Origin of the sequence: Mesorhizobium sp. B2-4-18 (assembly GCF_006441385.1) — a bacterium.
In the GTDB taxonomy this organism is placed as follows: Bacteria; Pseudomonadota; Alphaproteobacteria; order Rhizobiales; family Rhizobiaceae; genus Mesorhizobium; species Mesorhizobium australicum.
The window spans coordinates 138,803-163,806 of the sequence record NZ_VFUW01000012.1 but is presented as its reverse complement, the minus strand read 5'-3'; the positions used below and the strand labels follow the sequence as shown (position 1 = coordinate 163,806).

The window sequence follows — 25,004 nt, the reverse complement described above, 5'->3', positions numbered from 1 at the left end:
GCTCACTTGCCGCGCCCCAACGATCCGAGCAAGCCGGCCGTCGCCAGCCCCAGCAGGATCGACAACACGGTCAGCACGACAGCGTAGGAGAGCGCGTTCGCGGACAGCCAGTTGGCGACGATCAGCCGATAGTTGGCGAGCGAGAATGGCTGTGTCTCGACGAAACTGAAATGGGTGACCGGGAGCGTGACGACCTTGTCGTCGCCGGAATCGACGGTCGTTAGATGCCCCCCCAGCTGCCGCCACATGCGCTGCTGCGTCAGGGTGCGAACCCCTTCGCGCAACGCCGCGGCGCTCGGCGCGGTGATCAACGTCCAGGTGCCGCCGGCGGTAGGGCTGGCCTCTTGTGCGACAAGCAGGGAGGCGCTGCCTTGCGGCGTGTATTCGGCCGGCCTGCCGGGGAAAATGCTGAAAGAGTCCATCGAGATGTTGAACGTACGCGTCATCCAGTCCTCGAAGGAGCTTACCTGCCCGCGCCAACCGCTGCCGCGCAGCTTCTGACGCCATTCGTCAAAGGTAGTCTCCGTGTTGGGCTTGATCGACGCCACCGCCTCGCCCCAACCCGAGGAGCTATTGCCGGAGACATCGACCTGCGCCAGAACCGTGGGCGGGACCTGCGACAGTGTGCTCAGGAAAATCGCATTGCGGTCGGCGACAGCCGAAGCCGCAGTCGAAGCATCGACCGCGATCAGACGGCCGGCGGCGACAGACATGCGGGCCAGCAGGGTAACGCCCGCCGACACCGTCTCGGACTGGGCGTGGTCCATGATCAGCGGCACCGCATAGTCTGCCCTGCCGTAAGGAAAGCCGGTGCCGCTGGTGCCTGCAAGCTCGGGCGTCCGCGCCACCCGGGCGAAATCCGGCATGACGAATTCGGAGGTATCGAAAACAACGAAGCGCTGCCCGCCCGAAGAGGAGGCGCCAGGCGCGCAGACCGTGTCGGCCTGGGTAAGCAGCACTGCCTCGATGGCGACATTGTTGTCGCCCGGACGGAAGTGCCGCATCGTCACCTTAATCGGCAGGTGGCGCAGGATCTCGCCACCCGCCGTGGTGATCGGCACGGTGGCCGCAATGTTGTCGTTGACATAGATATCGATGTGGCTGCCCGGCAGCACGTCCTGAGAATAGGCCGCGTCAAGCAGGATCGTGGCGTGGCCATAGGCGCCGGCATAGAAATCGGACGGCACGCCGACGGCGAAGTCGGTGCGCACCCGGCGCCCGGAGAATTCAAGCGTATTCACCCCGAGATCGGAGAATTTGAGATTGCCCGCGCCAAGCAGCATCGGCACATCCGGCGTGCGCCAGTTGCGTGTGCCAAGGCTGGTGCGCAGGCTGCCAGCTGGACGATCGACCTGCCGGGCAATGTCGTCGATCGCCATGTCGACGGCCTGCCAATTAGGTCCGCTAATCACCAGGGTCGAGGGGCCAAGTTTCGGATCGTCGACGACGGTCGCGACCGGCCCTGCTTCAGCGCCCTGGGGCAGCGTGGAGAGCACCTTGGCAACATCCGCCGCCGGGCCGAGCACGACCTTGGCGACGCCGGGGCCAGTCTCTGGTGAATTGTCCTCGCTCACTTCGAAGGCCTGGTTCGGCATGTTGGCCATCAGCGCCAGCGCCTCGCCAAGCCGCATGGTCGGCGACGTCGAGACCGCCTGCGCCATGGATGGCACGATCAGGTTGAAAGTCGTGGCGCCGCTTTCGTCGACGCCGATGGCGCGCAAATCCTCAACCCGCTTCCAGTGGCTGGCATCCCCCGCGTCGAAGGAGAGGAATGTGCGCGCAAGGTCGATTTGCGTCCATAATTCGTAGGTCGACTGGACACTGCAGTCGGTGCGATGGCGCTGTACCGCCGAGATGACAATGTCGTTCAACCCGGCGTGCAGCACACGCGGTGGAAGGGCCGTCACGATGTCGGCGGCATTTTCCGCGGCCGCGATCGGCTGATCGACGATGGTCGTGCCGTTGATCGATACGGTGATGCGCGAAGCCTCAGGCGCGACGACGATCGCGTTCTGATAACCAAGGTGGATTTCGCTTGCCGAGGCTGCCTGTTCGGGCGTGAGGAATACCGACCACGATCGCTGCGAATATTCGCCGGCCAACACGAGTTCGCTGAACGGCACAAGATAGCGCTTCGATGGCTCGGCCGCGGTCTGTTGAACCTCGGGCCCGATCGGCGCCGGATTGCTCGCGCCAGGCGGCGTTGCGGCGGGCGCCACCGTTTGCCGGACGACTGGAGGCGTTGATGCTGGCGGCTCTGGCGAAACGGCCGGTCTTTCGCCTGACATATCGAACGGCGTCTGCGCCACCGCGGGCGACGCCGAAAGCAGCAAAAGAAGCAGCCAGGCGCTTCTCATGGCCGCTTCTCGGCGAGCTGTCCGGCCGGCCCCGTGGCCTTACGGCCGCTTAGGTCGCGCCAGAAATAGACCAAGCCGCGATAGGTCTGGTAGATCGCCAGGCGCAAGAACCAGGCCGTGCCGCGCAGCAGGCCGGGATTGCCTCGGCGCGAAAGCTGGAACTGCTCCCATTGCTTGGAATTGGCGAAGATCAAGTCGGCGACCAGCCGGTGGTGCACCGCCTCGCTTGGCTGGTAGAGGCAGCCGACAGCGATGCCATCGGCAGTGCGCTCGAAGTTGCGGACGGTAACCGGCAACACAGCCTCGGTGCCGTCGGCGAACAACTTGAAGCGAATGCCGGCCTTGGCATCCCTCGCCAGGTCCTCGAGCTCCGCGCCCAGCACCGTGACGCGAGCACCGAAGGCCGAGACGTTTTCGATTGTCCCTTTGTGCCATTTGCCGTTGATCTCGAAATCGGCGCGGCGGCTGACATTGACGCGCCTGGTCGCGGCGCGCTCGCCGCGTTCAGAGACGACTCCGAGCGCACAGCCGGCCATGATCAGGTTGAGCAAATTCCAGCCGCCCACGACCAGCGTGACGTCGGCTTTATAGGGCTCGGCATAGACCTTGTAGGCAGTCATCGCCACGCCGATTAGAAGAACGCCGAAGATGACGAAGAACGGCATGGCGATTTCAGACAGACGGCTGGTCGCGATCGACTCGTCCTTGGCGGTCACCTTGAAGGTCGGCTTGCGCGGATTGAGGATCACCGAAATGACGGCCGGCAACAGATGCACGGTTTGCACATACTCATAGAGTTCCGATATCCACGGCCAGCGGAAGGCGCCATAGAGGTAGTTCTGCATCATCAGGTTCACGATCATGTAGCTCAGCGTGTAAGCCATGAACTCGCCGCCGGAGGCGGTGAAGATCTGCAGGTCGAAGAACAGGTAGAACAGCGGCGCAACTAGGAAGATGGCGCGCGGAAACGGGAACAGCCAGAACAGTGTCGATGACATGTAGCAGAGGCGCTGCGGGATGGAGAGGCCGCGCTTCAACGGCGGAAACCGGAAACGCAAGATCTGCATCATGCCTTGCGCCCAGCGGCTGCGCTGGCCGATGAAAGAGGCAAACGTGGCCGGCTGCAGGCCGGCGATCAGCGGTTTGTCGACATAGACGCTGTGCCAGCCGCGCGCATGCAACTCGATGGCGGTCTCGCAGTCCTCGGTGATGCTGACGCCGCTGAAGCCGTTGGTCTCGACCAGCGCCGAGCGGCGCAGCACCGCGGCCGAACCGCAGAAGAAGGAGGCGTTCCACTTGTCGAGGCCGCGCTGGATGATGCCGTAGAACATCTCGTTTTCCGACGGCATCTGCTCGAAGGTTCTGAGATTGCGCTCGATCGGGTCCGGGTTGAGAAAAAAATGCGGCGTCTGCACGAGGAACAGGCGCGGGTCCTCGTCGAAATAGCCGACGGTCTCCTTCAGGAAATCGCGCGCCGGGGCATGGTCGGCGTCGAAGACGGCCACCAATTCGCCGCTCGATTGCGACAGTCCGTTGTTGAGATTACCGGCCTTGGCATGCTCGTTGCGGTCGCGTGTCAGGTAATTGACGCCGAGATCGGTCGCGAGCTTCTGCAGTAGCTCATTGCGGCGCTCGGCATTGTTGGCATCGACGATCCGCTCGGAATTGCGCTTTTGCAGGGTGCCGCCGTCGTCGAGCAGCCAAACGGTGAACCTGTCCGGCGGATAATCCATCCCCCTCGCCGCTGCCATCGTATTGGCAAGCAGCTCAGGGTCTTCGTTGTAGGTCGGGATAAAGACGTCGACGGTGGGCAGGCGGTCATTCGAATTGGAGCGAGACGGCCGCGACGGTAACGGCAATGCGACCACGAAGAGGCTCAGCGCCAGCATCATGACGCTGTAGAGTTCGGCCAGATAGAGTAGGACGCCCGGGATGAAGTTCTCGAGCTGGTTCACCGGAGGCAGCGTCGAGGTGGTGCGCCAGTAGACGTAACGCATGACGATCGCGGTACCGAAAGCCAGCGCGACCAGCCGCCAGATGCCATCCGGACGCACCAGCTTCAGGACCACCATGGCGACAAGCACGCTCATCGAGGCGACGAGCTGGGTCTCAAGGCTGATGGGCAACGACACCATCGTCAGTACGCAGACTGACGCCAAAGCCCATTGCAAAACGATCAGGAACTTCCGCATTCAAGTGCCCCTGCAATCGGCATCGGCAACTATCGCCGCCGCGTGTCATACGCGCACTCTAAAGCGAACTCTCCCTCGCCTCGTCGCTGCCGTGTTCCGGTTGGCGATACAACCCGCAACGCTTGCCCGGATTTCCACTTCTGGCCTGTTTTGCCTTAGGGATGGTTAACGGTCTGTTTCCTTCACCTACTGATTGCAATTGGACGCGTCGGATTGCGCGCAAGGCGGCGGCGGAACGACTATCGCCGGGGCACTGGACGCCCCCGAATTGGGGACGGTTGGAGCAGGCCTGGGCGTCCGCGAGTCTGCTGTCTGTCCGCCCGGCGGAGCCGGCACGAGCGGGCCGATCGGTTGTTCCGAATCCGGCGTCGCGGGAGCCTGCGAGGCCATGACGCGTGGTCGCGAGGCGTGCCGCACCAATTTCGCGGGCGACGGCCGCGGCGTGGTGACAGTTCCGAACTGGGTGGCTCCGAGCGGATAGATCGGATGTCCTGATTTGCCGATCGCTTCATCCGGCGCCGGCGCCTGGCCGTAGGGATTCCAGTTGCGCGTCTTGAAAGATGCGGAGATCGTGTAGCCATACATGACGTCGAGCAAGTGCTGCTCGGACGCATTCTGGTCGCAGAGCCGTAGCCGCACCTGGACCGAGCCCTTGTTGCCGATCAAGGTCTGGGTCGAACCGGTCGAGGTGATGCGCTGCCAGCCATAGAGGCAGGTGTCGCCTGAGGCGCTGCGGCCGACTGCGTAGCCGAACGGACCATATTTATTCTGAACGTAGAAAGGTGAGCGCTGCATGCGGATACCCGGCAGCGCCTGACGCACCTCCGTGCCGACATCGCCGATGGGCAGGTAGCCGTCGCGAAGCCTGCTCTCGCCAGCCATTGAAGCATCGACTGGCCCGAACATCTGCACTCGCAGCATGTTCTGCCCGGGCGTGCGTGCTGAAGTCGAAAGGAGGATGTCCTGTTGCGTAGCGTTGGCGAAGCGCTGCTCCAGCACCGCCGTCACGGCTGGCCCGCCGGGAGGCGGATAGGCAAAGGCGGTTTCGGGCGATATTAGGCTGGTGCCGGTCGAATTGTTCAGGGGTGGTGGATTGGCGCAGCTGGCCAAGAAAAGAATCGAGAGGCAGCCTGCGAACCGCAAAATGTCAATAACCGATCCAGCTTGGGGTCGAGCGGCGGAGATTTGGGCTGGCTGCAGGGAATCCATCTGCAGGAAGCTAAGAGATTCGCTTCCATTAACGAAGACTTAGTACGAATCTTTCGCGCACCTGAAACGCGAGAGGTAGACGATAGAGCCAAAATGGCCACAGTCAGGTTCGCTCAGAAAACCGTCGCAGCCATCGATGTCCGCTTTTAGAAATATCACGGCGTAAGTTGATGGCCGAATGGGGGCGCGTTGCCATGAACGGGGCCGCTGGACGAGCCCCGCTTCGGAGTACGCCTGCGGTGAGGTAGAGCTGTCCGAGCCCGCCGCCGCGCCTGCGTTGAGCGTCGTCCTGCGGGTGCAGAGCATGACGGGCTTCTTCAACAAGGACCCTGACGATGACCCACTCCGCTGTTGATGCACCGATCAGCGCACTGCGCCAGCGGCTGATCGACGACATGAACATGCGACGTTTCTCCGGGAGATGCAGCGCAACTGTCTCCGCGACATTGGACGCCTGGCGACATTCCTTGGGCGTTCACCCGACACGGCGACCGCCGACGACCTGAGCCGGTTCCAAATCGAGCAGCAGGAGGATGGCGCTCCCGTGCCGACGATGAACAGCATCGTGTCGGCGCTGCCCTTCTTCTTCACCCAGACGCTCGGCGCCGCCTGTTGCTATTTGGCTTCTTAGCAGCACCCCGCCGCGTAGATCTATTCCGAAGGTGCGGCCGTGCAGTTGGATCACGCCGTTCCCTGGCAGCGCGCGCCTACCTGCACAGGCGTGCTCGGTTTGTCGGCATGACCGGATGCCGACGCGACGCGCGAAGTCGCTGCGGCTGCGCAGGGCACGGCGCCGTCCCGCGGCGAAGCCACGCGCCCCCCGCCTGCCTTTCTCTTTTACCAAGTGTCGCTTGCGTCCGCCTGCAACTCGGACAGCGGCGGCAGCACGACAGCCGGATGCCGGCCTTCGCGCAGCAGCAGTCCGAGGCTGTAGTCGATGGCCAGTTTCACCGCCCCCAGCGCGGTGCCGCCATCTTCAAGCGAACTGACGGCGATCCGTGTGGGCCACGCAAGTTCCGCCGCCACGTTTTCAACGCTTTCCGTCATCAGCGGGTTTCTGCCGACACCGCCGCCAAGCACAATCAACCCGGGATCAAGCATGCCGATGCAGCCGGCCGCCAGCCTGCCGATATCGGCGGCATGGCGCTCGACGGCCAGCATGGCCGGGCGTGACCCTCCAAGCGCGCGCGCGAACAGACCCTTGGCCGAATCTGGCGGCGCGCCCTCTCCGGGGGGCCAGTCGGCACGGCAGCGCTCGATCAACGCCCGTGAGCCGAGATAATGTTCGAGCCCCTCACGATAGGGCGTTTCGCTGGCTGACCACGGAAACGGCATGCGGCCAATTTCGCCGGCCGCACCGCCGGCGCCGCGAAACAACCGTCCTTCGGTGATGAAGCCCAGCCCGACCCGTACGCCAACCTGCAGGAAGCCGAAGGTCCGGTGGCCCTGCGCAGCGCCAAAATGCATTTCGCCGATAGCCGCGCAGTTTACGTTGTTTTCCAGGATGATCGGCACCTCGATGCTACGGCGCAGCAGGCCAAGCACGGCGGACGGCCCACCAGGGCGGTCGAAACGATCATTGGAGACAATGCGCGGCACCGCCACGGCGATGGCCCGCAGCGCGCGAAAACTCTTGCCGACCTTGGCCATCGTGGCACGCGCCACCGACAGGACGATGGCGCCGACCTCGTCGGCATCGCCGGCGTTGGCTTCCGGGATCGGTTCTTCCGCAGACGCCAGCTTCTGTGTGTCCATCGAATAGGCAACCGCGCGCACCTGGGCGGCGCCGACATCGATGCCAATCGCATAGCCCGCTCCCGAGCCGATGCCGTAGATGGTCGCGGTGCGGCCAATGGCGCCGCGTTCCAGGCCGCGTGAGGCGACGAGACCGAGCGCGCTCAGCTCCGACACGGCTGCCGACATCGTCGGCTTCGACAGGTCGAGCATGGCACCGAGCTTCGGCCGCGTGACCGGCCCATGCGCGGCGAGCACGCGCAGCACGGCTCGGGCGCTGTCGGTCAGATTGGGGATTTCCGCAGCCGTCATCTCAGCCGTTCGACCTTTGCCCTGAAATCCTGTCTCCGGTCGGTGCAGCGAAAACGCCGCCACGACTCAAAGTCGCATCCCGCCCTCAATGCCCCATTGGTGACCGGTTTGGCAATTTACACGACGTCCGCACAAGATGTCAGACTTCCGTCGGCGACCACGGCTTCAGCTTGGTATCGGTCTGCCGGTAACGGAAAACGATGTCGGTCAGGCCGGCGGCGTCCTGCATGTCACCGACGACAAGCTGGATGGCTACGATCTCCAGAATGGCATCGGCGATGGTATTGCCAAGGGCCGGGATGGAAATCACCACCAGCTTGGCGGCCGAAACGACGTCCATGCGCCGCGTGACCAGCACCGATGGGCAGCCGAAGCCGGCGACATCCTGCGCGATCTTCACCTCACGACCATCGCCGATGGCGATCAATCCGGTCGCCGCATCCTGCGATTCCATCGGTCCATGCAGATAGTTAAGCGTATCCCATCCGGATGCCGGCACGCGAACAGCCTCGCGGATCAGCATCGCCGCCTCGCCCGCATTGGCGAAGCTAACACCGGCGCCGACGATGTCGATGGATGTTCTGCCCTGCAGCAGCCGCGCCGCCTGCCCGGCAGCATGTTCTGCATCGGAGAGGACGGTCGCGACCGCGCCGGGCAAAAGCGTCCAGTCGAAGCTGTTGCCGGCAAGGCTGTCGATCAGCATGCCAAGCGCCAGCAAGGTCCCGGTATAGCCGGTCGAGCTGGCGCCATTGTCGTCGCCCGACTCCGTGGCAACAACAGCGCCGGTCAAATCAGCCAGCGGATTGTCGCTGCCACGGCAGACTGCCACGCGTGGCGACGCGGATGCCTCGCGCATGACATCGAAGATTTCTCGGCTCTGCCCGGAGGCCGACAATGCGATAAAGGCATCGGCGGCAGCATCCGTGCGGCCATAGAGATCTGTCGGCGTATAGGCGAAGGCCCTGATGCCGGAGGCGCGCAGATAAAGCGCGCCGGCCAGCGCCGCCTGATAGCTGGCACCGATGCCGGCAAGCCCGATCATCTTGCCGGCAAAGCCTCGCAGATCGAGGCCGTCGAGTGCCGCGGCCACTGAGCGCCTGCCGATCTCGAGACTTTCCGTCTGGCGCGTCACTGCCGGGCGATAGCCAATACGCTTCATCATTCAAACAGCTCCAATGTGGGAGGATAGCCCTGGCGGACGAGCAGCCGCCGGGCCATGGCGACGCCGCCGAGCACCGGCGGCTCGCGCAGCAGCACAATCTGGCTCGCCGGCGACACTTCCGCCATGGCCTCGACGAATGCCTTCATGAGCATCGGCTGCTCCGAGATGACACCGCCGCCAGCCACGACCAGAGCAGGATTGGCGCCGCGTTGGATCAACAGTTCGACAAGCGCGGCAAGTCCTGCCCCGCCTTCCCTGATAACGCGGACGGCCAGAGCCGATCCTGCGATGGCCGCGGCGAACACGGCATTGGCATAGCGCCCCCAGACCGCGGCACCGCGCGTTTCGTTGAGCAGGATGCCGAGCTTGGTCTGGTCATCGGTATCGAGTTCGTGCATCAGTGCGGCAATCAGCGGGTCACCATCCTCGCCCCTGTCGAGGCTGTGGCGGACCGCCTTGGCGGCTTCGCGGACCAAAGCCGGCGCACTGCCCTCATCGCCGAGGATCCAGCCCCAGCCGCCGGCCGCTAGCATCTTGCCTTGGGCCGTGCGCGCCACCGCGATGGAACCTGTGCCAGCGACGACGCCGATGCCATCGCTATGGCCGGCGGCGGCCACCATCAGTTCGGCGTCGTTGACCACCTGCACCGAGCCGCCGGTCCTGCTCGCCAGCAGCGCCTGGAAGCGTAGGCATTGTTCACCCGTGTCGCAGCCGTGCGCGCCGACTGCCAGCGCAACGGGCGCCACGCCGCCGCACAAGGCGGCGACGATGTCGGCTAGTCTCGTGGCATCGGTTTCCATCTGCCGAATGCGCCAACTCTCCGTGACCAGCACCTCGTCGGCGATCGTGCGCTCGCCCCGGCATGCCATGATGCGCGTCTTCGTGCCGCCTATATCCACGCCTGCAATGATTTCCTGGGTCACGACATCCACCGCGCATGCCGGACAAAGCGGGTTGCCGCGTCCGATCTCATGTTAGTTAGGAAACTTTACAAACTATCTTTCCAGACGGCAAGAACTATGATTTGGTAGTCGTCGTAAAAAGCGCATCAAGCGCGATTGGGAGATTGCAACATGAGCAGGAGAAGGATTGGTCTGGCCCTCGCGGGCGCGTCTTTCGCATGGGGACTCACGGCAAGCGTGGCTCACGCTACCGACCTCTCGTTCTGGACCTGGCGTCAGGAAGACAAGGCCGCCTACAACGAGCTTTTCACCGATTTCACCAAGGAGAACCCGGACATCCATGTGAAGTTCGAGTCGTTCCCGGACGAGAATTATCCGACCATCGTCTCCACGGCGCTGGCAGCCGGCAAGGGTGGCGACGTCATCCATACCCACGCGTATGGCTGGCTCGAGCAGTTCGTGAAAGCAGGCTATTTCGAGCCCCAGGATCTGACCACGGTTCCTTCACTCGCCAACCAGGCCGCCGATGCGCTGGTGGCCGGCACCTACCGCGCCGACAAGAAGATCTATTCCCTGCCCTTCGCCTCGCAGACGCTCGGTCTGTTCATCAACAAGGACGTCTTCGCCAAGGCCGGACTGACCCCGCCGACCACATGGGCCGAATTCATAACCGTCAGCAAGGCGCTGAAGGACAAGGGTATCTATCCCCTGGCCAACGGCATGGGGACAAGCTGGTTCAACGAGATGTTCGTCGCCATCTTCACCAACCCGTTCCTCGGCCAGGACTTTGTCACAGATCTGACCTCGGGCAAGACCACCTTCAAGGACCCACGCTACATCGCGGCACTCGGCAAGCTGCTCGAATTGCGTGACTACATGCCTCCCGGTTTTGAAGGCATCGACTACGACACCGCTGGCCAGCTGTTCATCAGCGGCAAGGCGGCTATGCTGGCCGGCGGCAGCTTCGACATCGCCAGCTACCGGGCCCAGAACCCCGCCATCAATATGGACTTCGTCGCCCCGCCAATGGCCAAGGCCGGCGATGTGCCACAGGTAACCAAGTTCTTTGACGGCGGTTACGCCGTCAACGCCAAGTCGGCCAACAAGGAGGCCGCGCTCAAGCTGGTCAACTGGATGGGCACCAAGGAGTTCGGCGACAAGTTCTCGGCGTTGCTCGGAAACATCTCGCCGATCAAGGGCGTAGTCATTAAGGACGCGCTGCTGGCCCACGTCGCCAAGTTGAACGAGACCGCCATGCCGCATATCAATGTCGTCTACTTCCGTTTCCAGAAGCCGACGGGGTCGGAGCTGCTGCAGGGCGACATCACCAAGATGATGTCGGGTTCGATCACCCCGGACCAACTGGCCGCCGACCTGACCGACGGCCTCGCCAAATGGTACAAGCCTTTCCAGGGCAAGTGAGATGAGCAGCGGCCGGCGCCACACCACAAAGGCTTTTCCGTGGCGCCGGTCACTCTGGATCGCGTCGCTGCTGACACCGGCCTTGGTGGTCATGGTGTTGTTCGTGCTGTGGCCGCTGCTCTCGGCCTTCCGGCTTGCCTTCTATGAGTTCAACGGCCTGCAGCCGACTGGATTCATCGGCTTCGAAAACTTCCGCAAGGTGCTGTTCGAACAGCCTTATAGCGGCTGGACCTACAATGCCCTGAAACACAACGTCATCGCCTTCGTGGCGCTGATGGTGTTCGAGAACGGCACCGCCTTCCTGCTTGCCTACGCATTGCTGAAGGCGCTGCCCGGCCATCGCATCCACCAGGTCATCGTCTTTCTGCCTGTCGTCTTGTCAGCTGTCATCGTCGGCTTCCTGTGGAAACTGTTCCTGCATCCACTGTTTGGTCTTGTGAACCAGACGCTGGCGCTTGTCGGCATCGGTGCCATCCCGTGGCTCGGCAATGAAAACACCGCGTTGGGCAGCATCCTGTTCGCCAATGTCTGGCATTGGCTCGGCTTCCCGACGCTGGTGTTGCTCGCCGGCATGCAGCGCATCGGCAAGGAGGTGATCGAGGCCGCCCGTCTCGATGGCGCCGGCGACTATATGCTGATGACGCGCATCATCTGGCCGCTGATTGCGCCGAGCGTCACCATCGTCACCATCCTGACCTTCATCGGCAGCTTCAACTGGTTCGAAATCCCCTATGTCATGGCCGGCCTAACCGGGTCGCCCGGCGGCGCGACGGATGTGCTCGGCCTCTATTTCTACCGCACCGCCTTTGGCTCGACGACGACAGGCATCCAGGATTTCGGGCAGGGTAGCGCGCTGGCGGTGATGATGTTCATCATCGTTGCCGGCGTTACCGCAATTGCGCTTCGGTACCTGCGCCGTCGCGAGATCGAATTGTGAGCGCTGCGGTCGGCACCAGGGAACCCGGCGAGCTGGTGAAGAACGGCGCCATCCAGCTGATGCTGGCGATCAATGCCATCATTATGATCTATCCGCTGTTCGTCATGGTGATGTCGTCCTTCAAGACCAATGCCGAGATCTTCTCGTCGCCCTTCGCCCTGCCGGCGCACTTTTCGCTGGCCAATGCCGAGCGTGTGTGGAGAGAAACCAATTTCGTCCGCTACCTCGCCAATTCGCTCGGCATCACCATGGCCGCGGTGGCCTTAATCCTTCTGTTCAGCACCATGGCCGCCTATGCCATCGCCCGCTATCAGTTCAGGCTGAGCACCCTGGTGCTGATGTTCTTCCTGAGCGGCATGACCGTGCCGCTGAAACTGGCGATCATTCCATTGTTCATCCAGCTGGATTCGCTTGGACTGGTAGACAGCTATGGCGGCCTGGTGCTGGTCTATGTCGCCATGGGCATTCCCTCAGCGGTGTTCATCATGACGGGCTTTCTCAGGACCTTGCCGCGCGAACTGGAGGAGTCGGCGCGTATGGACGGTGCCAGCGAATTTCGGATCATGCGCTCAATCATGCTGCCGTTGGCGCGCCCGGCCCTGGTCATCGTCGCGATCCAGAATGCGGTGCCGATCTGGAACGATTTTTTCTTTCCGCTGGTGCTGATCACGTCGGACAATCGCAAGACGCTGCCGCAGGGCCTCACGGTCTTCGTCGGCGAATTCACCACCGACTGGGGCGTGCTGTTCACTGGTCTGACGCTGGCGGCCCTGCCGATCACCTTGCTATATATCATGCTGTCGAAGCAGTTCATCTCAGGCATCACTCAAGGTGCGGTGAAATAGAGCGCGGTGAAATAAGCGCCATCAAAGGACGAGGATATTTTCAAGTGGCGAACCAGAACACGATCATCATCACCTGCGCGGTCACCGGCTCGATCCATACGCCGTCAATGTCGCCGCATCTTCCGGTGAGCGCGGAAGAGATCGCCGACGCCGCGATCGGCGCGGCCGAGGCTGGTGCAGCGATCGTCCATCTGCATGCGCGCAATCCCGCCGACGGCCGGCCCGACCAGTCGACCGAGGCTTTTGCACCCTTCTTGAAGGTGATCAAGCAGCGCTCCAACTGCGTCATCAACATCACCACCGGCGGCGCCGCGACGATGAGCGTCGAGGAGCGGGTCAAACCGGCCGCGATCTTCGCGCCGGAAGTCGCCTCACTGAACATGGGCTCGATGAATTTCGGCCTCTATCCGATGCTGGAGCGCTTCAAGACTTTCGAGTATGATTGGGAGCGCCCCTATCTCGAAGGCTCACGCGACCGCATCTTCCGCAACACCTTTGGTGACATCGAGCACATCCTGCGCACCTGCGCGGAAAACGGCACGCGTTTTGAAATCGAGTGTTACGACATCGGCCATCTCTATACGCTTGCCCACTTCGTGGAGCGCGGCCTGGTCAAGGCACCGTTCTTCGTCCAGAGCGTGTTCGGCATACTGGGCGGCATCGGCACCCATCCGGAGGACGTCGCGCATATGAAGCGCACCGCCGACCGCCTGTTCGGCAATGACTATCATTGGTCCGTGCTGGGCGCCGGCCGCAGCCAGTTGCCGATCGCGACTCAGGCCATCGCGCTGGGCGGCAATGTGCGCGTCGGGCTTGAGGACTCGCTGTGGATCGGCAAGGGCCAGCTGGCAAAATCCAACGCCGAGCAGGTGAAGAAAGTGCGCCAGATTATCGAGGGGCTCGGTGCCTCGGTCGCCACCCCTGACGAGGCGCGGCAAATCCTGCAGCTCAAGGGCGGCGACAAAGTCTCTTTCTGAAAAACACCAATGAGCGCGGTCACCATAAAGGGTGTCGAGAAGGCCTATGGCAAGGCGCGGTCATCTACCGCGTGTCGGTGGATGTCGCGTCGGGTGAATCCGCATCCTGGTCGGGCCGTCCCGTTGCGGGAAGTCGACCTTGCTAAGGATGATCGCCGGCCTCGAAGACATCAGCGCCGCGACATCGCGCTCGACGGCAAGGTCGCCAAGCTTGCTATGGAGGGGAAAGCGACGAACCACCGCGGCGAGATCCGATCGCAAAGCGCTTGTCGAACTCCGAGGCCAGCTTGACGGCAACGATTGAACCCATGCCGAGCTGCCCAAATCTGGCGTCGGCGGCGATCTAGTCTTGTCAACCGCCTGCGATCACCAGCTCCGCCACGAGCCAAAAGCCGCTCCCCATGAACAGCAGCACCACAATTGCAAATAGAATGATCCTCATGCCACCCCCGTCTCATTGCGGGGAACTGTAGCAAATCGGCGGCGAGCGACGTCGTTCGTTCGAACGCTTCGCTAGTGCTCTAAAAGGTTCATATTCCGGCAGCCGGCGAGCCTAGCGGCTCACCCTCCACTAGTATTGCCGGTTAGGCTCGGCGTCCTCCAACAACTCTCCTTCTTGGATGCCGGGCCGGCATGAGGATGGAACACGCGTTGACGATCTCGCTCACCCTGAAGGCCCCGCCAGGGCGTTTGCGGCACGGCTATGCTGGCCTTTGTGCTGCGCCCGGCCGAAAGCCTGGGCACGGGCCCCGCGATCGGCGTGGGTGCCATCGCCGCGTGAAGGCCGACGAGCTTACACCGAAGCAAAGGCAGCACGACTGCCCGACAACACTCCCTAACGAGCGTCCGGCTCGCCTCCCGCTCACGTGTTACGGCCCTCAAAGAGGATTGGAGAAGTCATGCAGAAGCAGAACGGCTATTGGTGGGCAATCAGTGTTCGGCAAGATCACGACCGGCCAGAGATCATCAATGTAGGGTCCTATTCATTGGGCCAAGTGGCAATTCGCATTGGTGATTCCGACCTGTTTGATCTGGTCGAGTTCGAATTGCTTCAACATGTTGACACCAGCGCATGGCCGCAGAAAGGTGCCGTCGACCCAGAGACAGTCCGCGAGGGCTATTGGTGGGCGCTCGATCCTGACGAGGGTCATCAGATTGTTCTGGTCGACAAAGGAGGGTCCGTCCAGGACTTCAATGGGGATTTTGAGCGCAGTCTCGATGAGTTCGAATTCTTAATGCCCATCGACACAACGACTTGCCGAAGGAAGGCCACCTCCTGAGGCCGAAATCCCACCATATTAGCGGTTGCTTGCATTTCAGGCGAAGCAGGATCATGCTGATGGGGCGGTCGGGAGGAGGCCACCAAACAAGGTGGTTGAAGGGCTAAACCATGGAATCCGTTTGTTACGTCCCCAGTTATTTTCTATTCAACATCGCCATGGCGTTTATCGTCGTGGCACCGTTCGCAGCTACGCGACTGCTGGTGTTGAGGATGCGCTTCCCTCAGACCGGACCATCAAAGTGGTCGGCGGGCTCCTGCCCGCCTAGCCAGCGGCGGCTAAATGAGACGATGGCCAAAGAAGAGTTCCAAGTTGGCGCGGTGCGCGCAAATATCAATTTGACTAGGAAACGCGTCGGAAGCAGCGTGCGATCGATCGCAGCTTCCCTGATCCTAATCCTACTCCCTGTCGCAGCCGAACGGACCCGCCCCGAATAGCGAAGCCGAAGCTCCCCAGAATACCGAAGCAGCGACTCACACGCCAAAGCTACGACCGCGACGGCGCGCCGGTCTCTCTATCGCCAACATCATCCTACTAGCGACCTTCGCTTCAATGATTGTCTGACCGGCGACGATGACGGCATCGATGGACGCGCTGCTGAAACCAGCGCGCCGTCCCTGCCCCTTAAGGTTCACTTGCCACCGAACCGGCCCCGCAATACGAAGTGCCCCGCTATCGTTGCCGAAGCGGTCACCTCAGCCGTGAAGGACAAGGCCGCGCAAGCCGACGCCGCGTTGGAGCGTATCAGTTTAGCCAAGGACCATTCCAGCGAACACTACAGTGAGGAGCAGTGACACTGGCACAGCTAGAAGACAGCACATCTCGATGGTTCTCGTATCTTGCCGCTTGTCCATCTTCGCCGTCTCGCATTGTTCGCTGTCATTTTGACGCTAACGGGTTCCCGATGGAAGCCGGTCCGCGCGAGGCCGCTTGAGAAGCAGCCGGGGTGCTGTATATTAGCAACACCTTGACCAGGAGCCGCCGTCGCTGTGCCGCAGTGAAACAGCGGTCAACAAAAAGCCCGCCGCGTGGTCTTCCGCTACGGGCCTGCTTTTATGGAAGTGGCTGGACCCCGGAGGGAATCGACCACACATGGTGAACTGGGAGCGACCGACTCAGCTCCTCGACGAGGCCGGCAAGGTCGCGGCCGGTCTGGACCGATCTCATGACGGCGCTGTCGACCAGGTCGAAATACTGCGAACGTTGGCGTAGACCGTGGCGTCGACCAAGTCGCGCATTGCATCCGTCATCCTGAATGCAACTGAGATGCGGGCGTCGCGTAGGATCTTGCGCGCCGCCGGACTCGACCGCTTCTCTACCGATAACGCGAAATAGTCGCCCAACTGATCGGAAGCCACGTCGAAACGCTTGGTCGACTGCGACGCAAGCTTGCGGATCGACCGGCGCATCCGCCTCCATCTCCGTCCTGCGCATCCGATGAACTAGCTTCGGTTGCGAGCCGGGCCGAGTGTCAGCGCACAGCATCCCTTCCGGCGCGATAGCTCGAGGCGGTGCGGCGGCTATTACTTCCCGGTGATGGATAGCTTTTGGAGAGCCGCAGCCTTGCGGCGGCCAGGGGAATGCTGTTCGGTGTCGGTTCGAGAGGCTCGGCCTTGTCTATGCTCTCCACAAACGTGAGTCTTGATTGTTCGAGCCTTGTGTCTGTAGAAGACCGAGCTGGCGTCGCTCGCGTACCGGCTGATTCTTGTACCCGTCGAGGCAGCGTCCTTATCAACGCCACCGCGCCCATTGCCTAGGTAGCGGGAGCCACTTTGTGGCATATATCCTATCGAGTTCCCTTGGGGCCGGCTCGAAAAGCTTAACAGGATTGCCACTTGGGTCGTCAACGAGAACCTGTTTTCCGCCGTTGCCTGCAATGATGTCGCTTCGAAAAATGCACCCCATTTCTTTCAGTTTTGCAACGGCAGACGCCAAATCCTCATATTCGACCAGAATGCGGTTCCAACCACCTGGGGCCGGGCTGGAGCCGTCCGCCATGGATTGCCCAGCACCGCCAGCGCCGGGCTTGTTCAAAAGGAGCCGCAGTTCTCCTTTCGACAGTGCAGCAAACCCTGGAGCGAGGTGCATTACAAAGGCTGAACCCTAGCGAATTCACATAAAAGGAGATCGCTGAATCAACGTCGTCAACGATGTAGCGAACGCTCACGGCCATTGAAGCCTCCATCTTTCCTTTGCAAGTATGCCGCCGGCGGCGACAGCTACCAATGACTGACGCCCGGCGAGGTCCTGTCCGAAGACCCAATACCCAACAGTCAGGTCCTTACAAGTGCATATGTTGTTCGGCCAAGCGTTGACGGCTCTCTTGCCGATTATGTGGTCGGTCTCGCCCCCGCCAGCCGTCCTGCGCGCGGCGCAGGCCCTGATGCAAAGAGGCGTGACGGCTCCAGGCCCTGGAAAGAGCGCGCCGCTGGCAAGTCGTGGCCACGGCGGTAGAAGCACCTGCAGCTCAATAGCCATCGCCAACTTTGGGTTGCTTCCCGGTATCAGCTACCAGCGGAGCCGCTACGGCGCGTTTGCCCCGAAGGTGCAGCACGAACTTTGCTCTTGGGCTTCGCGATCCGGGGCCGCCATAGGTGACGCTATAGCGGGTTAATTTCAGTCCTGGCGCTGCTCGTATTTGCACGAATGCTAATATTAGTCCATGATCCCTTCTGCCGGGAGGAACTCCGGCATGGCCCGGTCGCCGGCCCCCAAGCCTAAGCACACCCCCGGCAACCGGGCCGCCCACATCAAATGCTTGACGAAGGCGCCGGCCGCACCGGCCCGGTGGTATTCCACTGAATGAACTCGACTTCCTTCCCCGTCACTTCCCGCACAGACTTCAACAGCGCCTCATGGAGGGTCCGCGTGGCGCGGTAATGCTCGCAGTGTGGGGATATAAACGGCTTCACGATGCACCTGTGCAGCGCTTCCGCCGCCGCGAGAAAGCGCTCGATTTCAGCCTGGGAAAGCTGTTTGGATGGTTTGGACCTGGCCATTGGCGATCTCCGATATTTGAGAGAGGGGTCGCCGCAACAGGGAGGATTATATTCCTCGTCGCGATACGGTTGGCAAGCCTTATCGTTAATCGGCTAAGCTGCCGTCGCGATGCTGCATCGCCTTCGCGATCACTTCGAAGACGCTGCCGACTTCTTCATAGATCTCGCTTACCGCGATGCCCTCTCGGTCCGCAGCTTCCATCAACTGGTCCGCTAGATCGTTTATTGCGGCCGGATCGTCGGTCACTGCATTCGGCAGATGCTCTGCCATCCACCTGGCGAGGAAATTGGCTCCGCGTGCGCTCATTTTTCCATAAGTAGCCGCCGCATATTAGGTTCCGCTTGTCTTGCGAGGGGCAGCATCACGGCTATTGCTTATGCCGGAAATCGAGCAGCTTGGCGTGACGTAGCTTCTCCTCACCCTTCAGGAACCGCACGCGGCCGACCAGACCGGGTTTTAGCCATTCTGCCTTTGCCTTGGCCAAGCCTAGCGGAACAGGTCCGCCGACCTTCCCTTGCACGCGGTCCCATAGCGCTTGTCGCTTGGCAGCCTTGAACGTGATAGAGGCACCGCCGGCATAGCGACCTTTGTCGGCCATGAGGACCATCGCGGGTTTGCCCACCTCACGCTGCACGCCAATGATGTCCATTTCCTTTTCGGCATAGCACTTGATCTTGCGCCAGTTCATCGTCGGCCCGCTGCGATAGGTGCTGTCCTTGCGCTTTGAAACCATACCCTCCAGGCCGGCTTGGTCGACAAGGTGATAGACGGCATCGCCGGCCCCAGGCATTGCTTCGCTGAACTGGATGCGACCGCCAGTCGGGATCAATGCCTGAAGAATGTCGCGGCGGTCTTCCACCGGCATGTCGCGCAAATCATGACCATTGAGGTGCAGGAGGTCGAACGCCACCAGGTAGAGGTCGCGCGACGGCTTGCGGCTCGTGACGGCTGATTGCAGTGCATGGAAGTCAGACAGCCCAGCTTCATTGATGGTGATCGCCTCACCGTCGATGATGAAGTCTTTCGCTTCGATCGCCGCGGCTTCGCCAGCAAGCTGGATGTAGCGGCCTGTCCAGTCATAGCCGTTTTTGGTGATCAACCGAATCCCGTCGTCATCCTTGATGACCTGGGTCCTGTACCCATCGAATTTCATCTCATGGATCCACTCATCGCCTTGGGGCGGGGTGTCGACCAGTTCGGGCTCCATCGGCTTAACGAAAGTCAGACGCATCAACTCACTCCCAATATCCCGATTGATTTTAATTAGCTTTAGCTAAAATGGTTCCGAAAACGCCAAATGGCAGGCGCGATGCAACAAAGCTAACCGCACCACGTTGCCACCAATCGGAGTGGAGGAACAACCATGACTGACGACAAGAACAAGCTTGGATATCATGATCGAAGCCGCGTGAGCGGCGATCAGGAATGCGAGGTAGGCTGGATAGATAGGTCGAATTTGCTCGTGAAATACGCAGGTGCGGAGTTGATTGCGAAGCACGGCAACGACCGCGAGACGCTGGAACGCGAGGCGAAAAATCTCAAGGGTCGCTGAGCGCTCATGACGAAGTACCGCTGGAGGAGATCGAAGGCGACACGGTGGTGTCATCAGGCATCGGTCGCTACCGCGGCGGGCTTTTCATTGTGCACGAAGCTGGCACAGCGCTTGGTCTCAACCCGCACGCGCTGAGCCCCTGTGGATGGCCAGAAAAGGCCGGATGTGTCGTGCACCGCAGCGGCCCCGGCGTTTGATCCGGCAGGGGCAAACCGCCAACCTAAATGGCAGAAGCCGGCTTGCTGCGCAACCGCGGCCAGCTTTGGGTAAGGCTACCATTGTTGTCTTTGAGCGTCGTCGTTCAAACGCACGAGCAAAGAAGACCGGGAGCAGTATGGCTAACGCTCACCCAGCCTGCGAAGGGCAGCCTGCGCAGATTTGAGGTTTTCGACTAAGCGTTCCAGCCGCTCGTCTTGCTCTGTCGACCGCCCACTTCCTCGTTCCCGCTCCAATATCCGACCTTGAATGGATAAGGCACTCTCATATTGGCAACGACGTCACGAAGGAACTCTTTAACGGCACCCATGCTTCCATCTCCCTGCTAGGGCGAAGCATGATGTTCACTTGCAAACGTCCGATGCCTGTAAATCGGGGGCGACCAAGACACCGTACGCTCTACGGGGCAGATAGCGAATCTTGACGGCGAGGAGCCCGCGCGGCGGAGGGCGCGTCAATGCGGCGTTGGAAGCTCTCGCCCATCGAAGCTGACTGCCAAGGCCTGGCCAATTGCAAATTTCAGGATAGCGGCCGTAATGGCCTCATCGCTATCGGCGCAACCGGGCGCGCGCGCGCGAAGCTCCTGGATGGTTTCCCCGATAGAGATCACATCGCCTTGGCGACGGTCGGGACGTACCGCCCGTATAAGCTCTTGAGTGGTGAGGCCAGGCGGAAGTATGCGCTTCAAACTGCCCATCGGGAGCCCTCACTTACAAACAGGACAGAAGCCGGAATAATACCGCGAATCCTGGCTGCATCGAGTCCGACTGAAGTCCCATCACTGAGATTGACGGCGCAGCGCTCGTCCTATCTTGTGACCAGCGCGGCGGACCTGAGGTTCGTCTGGCCGGCGCGGTAGCTCTCAGGCGACGCGTCGGCAACCAGTCATCCAAAAACCCCTGCGTCATATGTTATCGCCAGGCCGTGCGGGAAGCGTAGCGTTGGGCGGTCGTCCGCCGTTCCCCGGCATACGGATGCTTGGAAGTCAATTTAGGTGCTTTCGCCCAACAGGGAGGAAAGCTATGTCTGAACACCCCAAGCAGCTTCATACATTTCAGCAGAATACCGATCGCGACTGGACCAGGGCTACCGACCCTCGGCTGATCGCTGCGTTGAGGCAGCTGACCCGCTCCTATAGAGCGCAATCAGCCGAGGCAGCAGATGAGCTGATGGTGCTGACGCTGGAAGCGGCGATCAATGAAGCCGACGACCGGCCAAGAGACATCACCCTTTTCCGATGGCTGAGCGGGATCATGGCGCGGCATCTCAATTGAGGGGGCGCCGAAGAAACAAAGGGCTCATTTATGAACGGCCTGCGTGATCCGGCTCCCTGGCCTGTGGCGCGCGAGCGTATCTAGCGCCACCTGCAACCTGATCGCAGCTAGCAAAATGCTCACCGGAATTACCTCGGATCGCTCTTTCTCGTCCATAGCCCGGGCCCAACAAAGGTGAATCCCGCTTGTTCCGGCTGCGGGCGGGGTCCACCGCAGTATGGTTAACCTCGCGGTCAAATAGTGTTGCGGGCATGAAAAAGCCCGCTGACCGGAGCCAGCGGGCAAGCCACTTGGGAAGGCCGCTGGAGTAAGGCGGCCATCTCCCGACCGCTGTCGTTCCGCAGCCAAAGAAAGCCCGCCACCAGTGAGGCAGCGGGCTTGTGGCACGACAAATCTTTTCAGCTAATCGATCGGCCCTGTGACGGTGATCGACGAAGAAGTAGCGGCCGTAACAGCGGACAAACGTTCACGCTTCGTCAGGACTGGCTTTTCATAAGTTTTCTTCATCGCGCGCTCAGACCTTGCCAATCGGGCCGGATATGATGATCACCTGAGCTGCAATGCTGCCCAGTCGCTCGCGCTTCTTCAGTTCAGGCTTTTCGTATGTCTTCTTCATGGGAATCCCCGTTGCCCCTCAAGGCGGAAAATTGCCCTGAGCCAGTAGGCTTTGTCAATCGCCTGCGCACAGAGCCGGACTACATCTCTATCAAGGATAACAAAGCCCGCCACTGCGAAAACAGTGGCGGGCTTTGTTCGAAAGCTGTTCAGAACAACTCTCCGGCGCCTCTTGTCCGGGGGAGGTGTCGAGGTGCGCCGGGGAGTGGGTAGATAAACTCGGTTGCTGGCGCAGCAAAAAGCTGGCGGGCGAGATCCGTTCTCGCCGCAAAAATCGCCGCGATTGCAACCAATCTCAGTCTGAAAAGTTTGGAAGGCCTATCACCGTCAAGGAGGGTCTGACCTTGAGCGCTTTCCTGCCTGTGAAGATGAAATTTACGAACCTCCAAGCGGTGACGGCCATCTCGTCGGTGGCCGAAGCCAGAGCGGCAATGGATGCGGCCGCATGGAAGAACAAGCACTTGCATTCCTATCGACAGGCACTGCGTTTGCTGGAGGAGGCTCAGGCAGGAACCTGCCGGCAATCCATCGCTTTCGCAGCCTTTGTCAAAGCCGCAAGAGATCAGGACATGGTTGTTTCAGATCAACCGAGTGAGGCCCTGAAGCGCCTAGACGTGCTGGCACGCTCCATCTATGTCCAGGATCGCATGCCGCGCTCGATTTAACCAACAAGCGCGTCCTGCAAACTTGAAGCCCGCGCCCCTCGGCAGAAAAGCGCGGGCCGACCAAGTGTGCCCTTGACCAGCGCGAACGTTGGAGTGCGCTGCGTTGGCCCAAACTTCCAGCGCATGGAAAAAAGCCGGCCGCGTGAGTCAGCGGACGATGTCAGGAGTGTCGTTGGAAGAACCCAGCCGTACCAAAGTACAAGCCGGGCGACCGACAGAAACGTTAGACTGTCCTAATGGATGAATCGAATGTTGGGCGGCCGTGGCGTATCAGGTCCGAGAAATCTTCGGGGCGAATGCTTGCCGAGTATCACGTAGAGGCCAGCACCTCTTTCAGAGCCGCCGAGCAGGCTACAGGGCGCCCGCTGACGCTTCACAGATGGGGGGATTATTTCCTTGAAGTGACAGATGACCGGAGCGGGCGAGTATCCATATACCAGTACGCCGACTTGCCCTACTAAGCAGCTCGAGTCGAGGAACGAGTGTCAATAAAAAAGCCCGCCACCAAGGAGGCAGCGGGCGGGTGGTCACGATTATATCTTTTCAGTGAGCCGGTCGGTCCGGTGACCGTGATCGACGAAGAGGTTCCGGCCGTAACAGTGGACAAACGTTCACGCTTGGTCAGAACAGGCTGAAAGTCTATCCTTCATCGCGCAGATCACACCGTGCTCGGGCCGGATACGATGACCAACAGGGCTGCGATGCTGTCGAGGCGCTCACGCATCTTCAGTTCTGGCGTGTGCTCCTCGCTTTACCTCGGCGGCGAAGTTGCTTTGCAAAACCGGATGTGTCAACCAGATGCGCTTCCGATGGTGGTTCCGGCAACTTTCGGGCTTCGCGCCTGCGCGAGTGGCCAGCTCGGTGGGGCAGCGCACTCCATCTTGAAGAAATTGAGCGCCCTGAGCGCCACGGCTTCCGGTTCAGGATCATCGCGCGGGACGCCGATCGCGTCGCAGCAACTTCGATTGCCTGCGATAAAACGCGATGTCTTGAGGGTCAAGATAATCCTGAGAGTCCAGAGCTTTTCCATTCCGTATAGGTGAAAGCGCCAAGATGAGCTTGGCGCTTTTGCGTAGCCTTCCGGAGGGTGCCTGCGAACCCTCCAGTTGACGTTCTTTAGCCAATGTCTTCGAACATGAGGGAACGTTTCGAGCCATGCGGCTCTCCGTTGGCAAGGGCTTCTTTTGAGCTTTGCCTTTTCTGATTCGTGCGGCCATGTATCCGACCTGTAGATGCGGCTATCATTGGCGCTGGCCATAATGGCATTCGCGCGTCTCAGGTCCCGATCGTAAGCCCGCCCTTGAGGTGCACGGCCCCATCGGGTTTTTCGTGAAAAACCCCGCCAGTAGCGGGGCACAGGCACAACCAATTCGATCTTTCGCATCGGAACTGGATGAGCACTTTTGTTTGTGTCACTTCGGTTCCCGGTCGCTGGGAGCATCTGCCAACGTTCCCGAAAAAAGCGCAGGGCCGCGCGTCTTGAGCAGCGACAAGGACGTGTAATCGAGTATCGACAATCCGCCATCGACCACAAGCGTCTGACCGGTGATGAACGATGCTTCCTCACTAGCAAGGAAGGCCACCGCTGCAGCAATCTCGCTTGGAGTTCCCATGCGGTTGAAGACCCCCGGCGGGACTTCCCATTCGCCCGAGGAATTCATGCTCGACGCAGGTTCCTTTTCATCGAGCTCTGTGGCAATCCAGCCGGGGCTGACACAATTGGCCCGGATTCCGAATGGCGCACCTTCTATCGCCAGCGAGCGTGTGAGCGCCTCCACTCCCGCCTTCGCAACGCCGTACAATCCCCAGTTTCCGTGCAGTGTGGCAGTCGACGAGATGTTTACGATCGACCCACCGCCGCAGTCGCGCATCACCGGAAGCGCGTAGGAGGAGACGAAGTAGGTCGAATCGAGATTGGGGCCGCGCAACTTTGACCAGCGCTGGCCCGGTGATTCATTAGCCTCGATGCCTGACCGGCGCGAGCCGACCCCGGCATTGTTGACGACCACGTCCACGCGGCCCCATTGCGCAACCTTGTCCACCAATTCCGCTGCTGCCGCCTCGCTTGCCAGATCACATTGAAAGAAAGTAGCTCTTCCGCCGGCAGACGCGATCTCTAGTTCAACTTCGGAGCCCTTGGTATCGTCGCGACCGACAAGAGCAAGCCTGGCGCCTTCCTTTGCAAAATACCGCGCTATTCCACGTCCGATTCCGGAATTGCCCCCAGTGACGACTACGACCTTGTCTTGAAACCGCATCTCGCCCACTCTCCTGATGAGAAATCACTCTGCCGCGGTCTGCCAGTATAGAAGCTTTCCAATACTCTGGCCCTTGCGAATCCGAATTTTCGACA

General features: G+C 61.1%; 19 protein-coding genes and 1 pseudogene. 8 read left to right on the top strand and 12 right to left on the bottom strand.

What is annotated here, in order from left to right; translation table 11 throughout:
• Positions 1–2: 2 nt before the first annotated feature.
• The 6 genes from FJ527_RS25375 to FJ527_RS25345 form a co-directional block, all read right to left on the bottom strand.
• Complete coding sequence (locus tag FJ527_RS25375) at positions 3–2,357, bottom strand: cellulose biosynthesis cyclic di-GMP-binding regulatory protein BcsB (protein WP_140824295.1); 2,355 nt, start codon at positions 2,355–2,357, stop codon at positions 3–5.
• On the bottom strand, positions 2,354–4,549 hold the full coding sequence (gene bcsA / locus FJ527_RS25370) for a UDP-forming cellulose synthase catalytic subunit (RefSeq protein WP_140616470.1): 2,196 nt from the start codon (positions 4,547–4,549) through the stop codon (positions 2,354–2,356). The genes FJ527_RS25375 and bcsA overlap by 4 nt, the downstream gene beginning before the upstream one ends.
• 186 nt (positions 4,550–4,735) lie before the next feature.
• Positions 4,736–5,659 carry a cellulose biosynthesis protein BcsN gene (gene bcsN / locus FJ527_RS25365; protein ID WP_181166479.1) on the bottom strand — a complete coding sequence of 308 codons (924 nt, stop codon included), beginning with the start codon at positions 5,657–5,659 and terminating at the stop codon, positions 4,736–4,738.
• Between the two features lie 936 nt (positions 5,660–6,595).
• Positions 6,596–7,804, bottom strand: a complete 1,209-nt coding sequence (locus tag FJ527_RS25355; RefSeq protein ID WP_140616468.1) for an ROK family transcriptional regulator — start codon at positions 7,802–7,804, stop codon at positions 6,596–6,598.
• Positions 7,805–7,943: 139 nt separating this feature from the next.
• Positions 7,944–8,966: a sugar isomerase gene (locus tag FJ527_RS25350; RefSeq protein WP_140824294.1), complete on the bottom strand. Its 1,023-nt coding sequence runs from the start codon at positions 8,964–8,966 to the stop codon at positions 7,944–7,946.
• Entirely contained in the window at positions 8,963–9,889 is a 927-nt protein-coding gene (locus FJ527_RS25345; RefSeq protein WP_246677798.1) for a BadF/BadG/BcrA/BcrD ATPase family protein, read from the bottom strand. The genes FJ527_RS25350 and FJ527_RS25345 overlap by 4 nt, the downstream gene beginning before the upstream one ends.
• Before the next feature lie 150 nt (positions 9,890–10,039).
• Between FJ527_RS25345 and FJ527_RS25340 the strand changes: the two genes are divergently transcribed.
• The 5 genes from FJ527_RS25340 to FJ527_RS25315 all read left to right on the top strand — a co-directional run bounded on the left by FJ527_RS25340 (position 10,040) and on the right by FJ527_RS25315 (position 15,329).
• Positions 10,040–11,290, top strand: coding sequence for an extracellular solute-binding protein (locus FJ527_RS25340; RefSeq protein WP_140616465.1), 1,251 nt, complete (start codon positions 10,040–10,042; stop codon positions 11,288–11,290).
• Between the two features lies 1 nt (position 11,291).
• Positions 11,292–12,227, top strand: coding sequence for a sugar ABC transporter permease (locus FJ527_RS25335; RefSeq protein ID WP_140616464.1), 936 nt, complete (start codon positions 11,292–11,294; stop codon positions 12,225–12,227).
• A complete protein-coding gene (locus FJ527_RS25330) occupies positions 12,224–13,072 on the top strand; it encodes a carbohydrate ABC transporter permease (RefSeq protein WP_140616463.1) in 849 nt (282 codons plus the stop codon). The genes FJ527_RS25335 and FJ527_RS25330 overlap by 4 nt, the downstream gene beginning before the upstream one ends.
• Before the next feature lie 44 nt (positions 13,073–13,116).
• Positions 13,117–14,049: a 3-keto-5-aminohexanoate cleavage protein gene (locus FJ527_RS25325; protein ID WP_140616462.1), complete on the top strand. Its 933-nt coding sequence runs from the start codon at positions 13,117–13,119 to the stop codon at positions 14,047–14,049.
• An 899-nt stretch (positions 14,050–14,948) separates the two neighbouring features.
• Positions 14,949–15,329: a hypothetical protein gene (locus FJ527_RS25315; protein WP_140616461.1), complete on the top strand. Its 381-nt coding sequence runs from the start codon at positions 14,949–14,951 to the stop codon at positions 15,327–15,329.
• 1,163 nt (positions 15,330–16,492) lie between these two features.
• On the opposite strand, the gene FJ527_RS25310 is transcribed toward FJ527_RS25315, so the two are convergent.
• From FJ527_RS25310 to FJ527_RS25290, 5 genes and pseudogenes are all read right to left on the bottom strand, one after another.
• Positions 16,493–16,738 carry a hypothetical protein gene (locus FJ527_RS25310; protein WP_140616460.1) on the bottom strand — a complete coding sequence of 82 codons (246 nt, stop codon included), beginning with the start codon at positions 16,736–16,738 and terminating at the stop codon, positions 16,493–16,495.
• A 322-nt stretch (positions 16,739–17,060) separates the two neighbouring features.
• A pseudogene (locus FJ527_RS29735) lies at positions 17,061–17,514 on the bottom strand (VOC family protein).
• A 565-nt stretch (positions 17,515–18,079) separates the two neighbouring features.
• Positions 18,080–18,328, bottom strand: a complete 249-nt coding sequence (locus FJ527_RS25300) for a hypothetical protein (RefSeq protein ID WP_140616459.1) — start codon at positions 18,326–18,328, stop codon at positions 18,080–18,082.
• Positions 18,329–18,413: 85 nt separating this feature from the next.
• On the bottom strand, positions 18,414–18,635 hold the full coding sequence (locus FJ527_RS25295) for a DUF768 domain-containing protein (protein ID WP_140616458.1): 222 nt from the start codon (positions 18,633–18,635) through the stop codon (positions 18,414–18,416).
• A gap of 61 nt (positions 18,636–18,696) precedes the next feature.
• Positions 18,697–19,560 (bottom strand): RNA ligase family protein, encoded by an 864-nt coding sequence (locus FJ527_RS25290; protein ID WP_140616457.1) that lies wholly within the window; start codon positions 19,558–19,560, stop codon positions 18,697–18,699.
• Positions 19,561–19,692: 132 nt separating this feature from the next.
• Here FJ527_RS25290 and FJ527_RS25285 point away from each other — a divergent pair, with 132 nt between their 5' ends.
• The 3 genes from FJ527_RS25285 to FJ527_RS25270 all read left to right on the top strand — a co-directional run bounded on the left by FJ527_RS25285 (position 19,693) and on the right by FJ527_RS25270 (position 22,651).
• The gene (locus FJ527_RS25285) at positions 19,693–19,881 is read left to right on the top strand and encodes a DUF3606 domain-containing protein (protein WP_140616456.1); all 189 of its coding nucleotides are present in this window, start codon (positions 19,693–19,695) and stop codon (positions 19,879–19,881) included.
• A gap of 1,238 nt (positions 19,882–21,119) precedes the next feature.
• Positions 21,120–21,371: a hypothetical protein gene (locus FJ527_RS25280; RefSeq protein WP_140616455.1), complete on the top strand. Its 252-nt coding sequence runs from the start codon at positions 21,120–21,122 to the stop codon at positions 21,369–21,371.
• Positions 21,372–22,330: 959 nt separating this feature from the next.
• Positions 22,331–22,651, top strand: a complete 321-nt coding sequence (locus FJ527_RS25270) for a DUF982 domain-containing protein (protein WP_140616453.1) — start codon at positions 22,331–22,333, stop codon at positions 22,649–22,651.
• A gap of 1,412 nt (positions 22,652–24,063) precedes the next feature.
• Here the strand turns inward: FJ527_RS25270 and FJ527_RS25260 are convergent.
• Complete coding sequence (locus FJ527_RS25260; protein ID WP_140616452.1) at positions 24,064–24,909, bottom strand: SDR family NAD(P)-dependent oxidoreductase; 846 nt, start codon at positions 24,907–24,909, stop codon at positions 24,064–24,066.
• Positions 24,910–25,004: the final 95 nt, after the last annotated feature.

Bases quoted from the DNA above. Each gene is read 5' to 3' on its own strand.
- FJ527_RS25310 (WP_140616460.1), bottom strand. From the start codon at position 16,738: ATGCGCCGGTCGATCCGCAAGCTTGCGTCGCAGTCGACCAAGCGTTTC.
- FJ527_RS25290 (WP_140616457.1), bottom strand. From the start codon at position 19,560: ATGCGTCTGACTTTCGTTAAGCCGATGGAGCCCGAACTGGTCGACACC.
- FJ527_RS25280 (WP_140616455.1), top strand. From the start codon at position 21,120: ATGTCTGAACACCCCAAGCAGCTTCATACATTTCAGCAGAATACCGAT.
- bcsA (WP_140616470.1), bottom strand. From the start codon at position 4,549: ATGCGGAAGTTCCTGATCGTTTTGCAATGGGCTTTGGCGTCAGTCTGC.
- FJ527_RS25315 (WP_140616461.1), top strand. From the start codon at position 14,949: ATGCAGAAGCAGAACGGCTATTGGTGGGCAATCAGTGTTCGGCAAGAT.
- FJ527_RS25285 (WP_140616456.1), top strand. From the start codon at position 19,693: ATGACTGACGACAAGAACAAGCTTGGATATCATGATCGAAGCCGCGTG.
- FJ527_RS25260 (WP_140616452.1), bottom strand. From the start codon at position 24,909: ATGCGGTTTCAAGACAAGGTCGTAGTCGTCACTGGGGGCAATTCCGGA.
- FJ527_RS25340 (WP_140616465.1), top strand. From the start codon at position 10,040: ATGAGCAGGAGAAGGATTGGTCTGGCCCTCGCGGGCGCGTCTTTCGCA.
- FJ527_RS25350 (WP_140824294.1), bottom strand. From the start codon at position 8,966: ATGATGAAGCGTATTGGCTATCGCCCGGCAGTGACGCGCCAGACGGAA.
- FJ527_RS25300 (WP_140616459.1), bottom strand. From the start codon at position 18,328: ATGGCCAGGTCCAAACCATCCAAACAGCTTTCCCAGGCTGAAATCGAG.
- FJ527_RS25335 (WP_140616464.1), top strand. From the start codon at position 11,292: ATGAGCAGCGGCCGGCGCCACACCACAAAGGCTTTTCCGTGGCGCCGG.
- FJ527_RS25375 (WP_140824295.1), bottom strand. From the start codon at position 2,357: ATGAGAAGCGCCTGGCTGCTTCTTTTGCTGCTTTCGGCGTCGCCCGCG.
- FJ527_RS25355 (WP_140616468.1), bottom strand. From the start codon at position 7,804: ATGACGGCTGCGGAAATCCCCAATCTGACCGACAGCGCCCGAGCCGTG.
- FJ527_RS25295 (WP_140616458.1), bottom strand. From the start codon at position 18,635: ATGAGCGCACGCGGAGCCAATTTCCTCGCCAGGTGGATGGCAGAGCAT.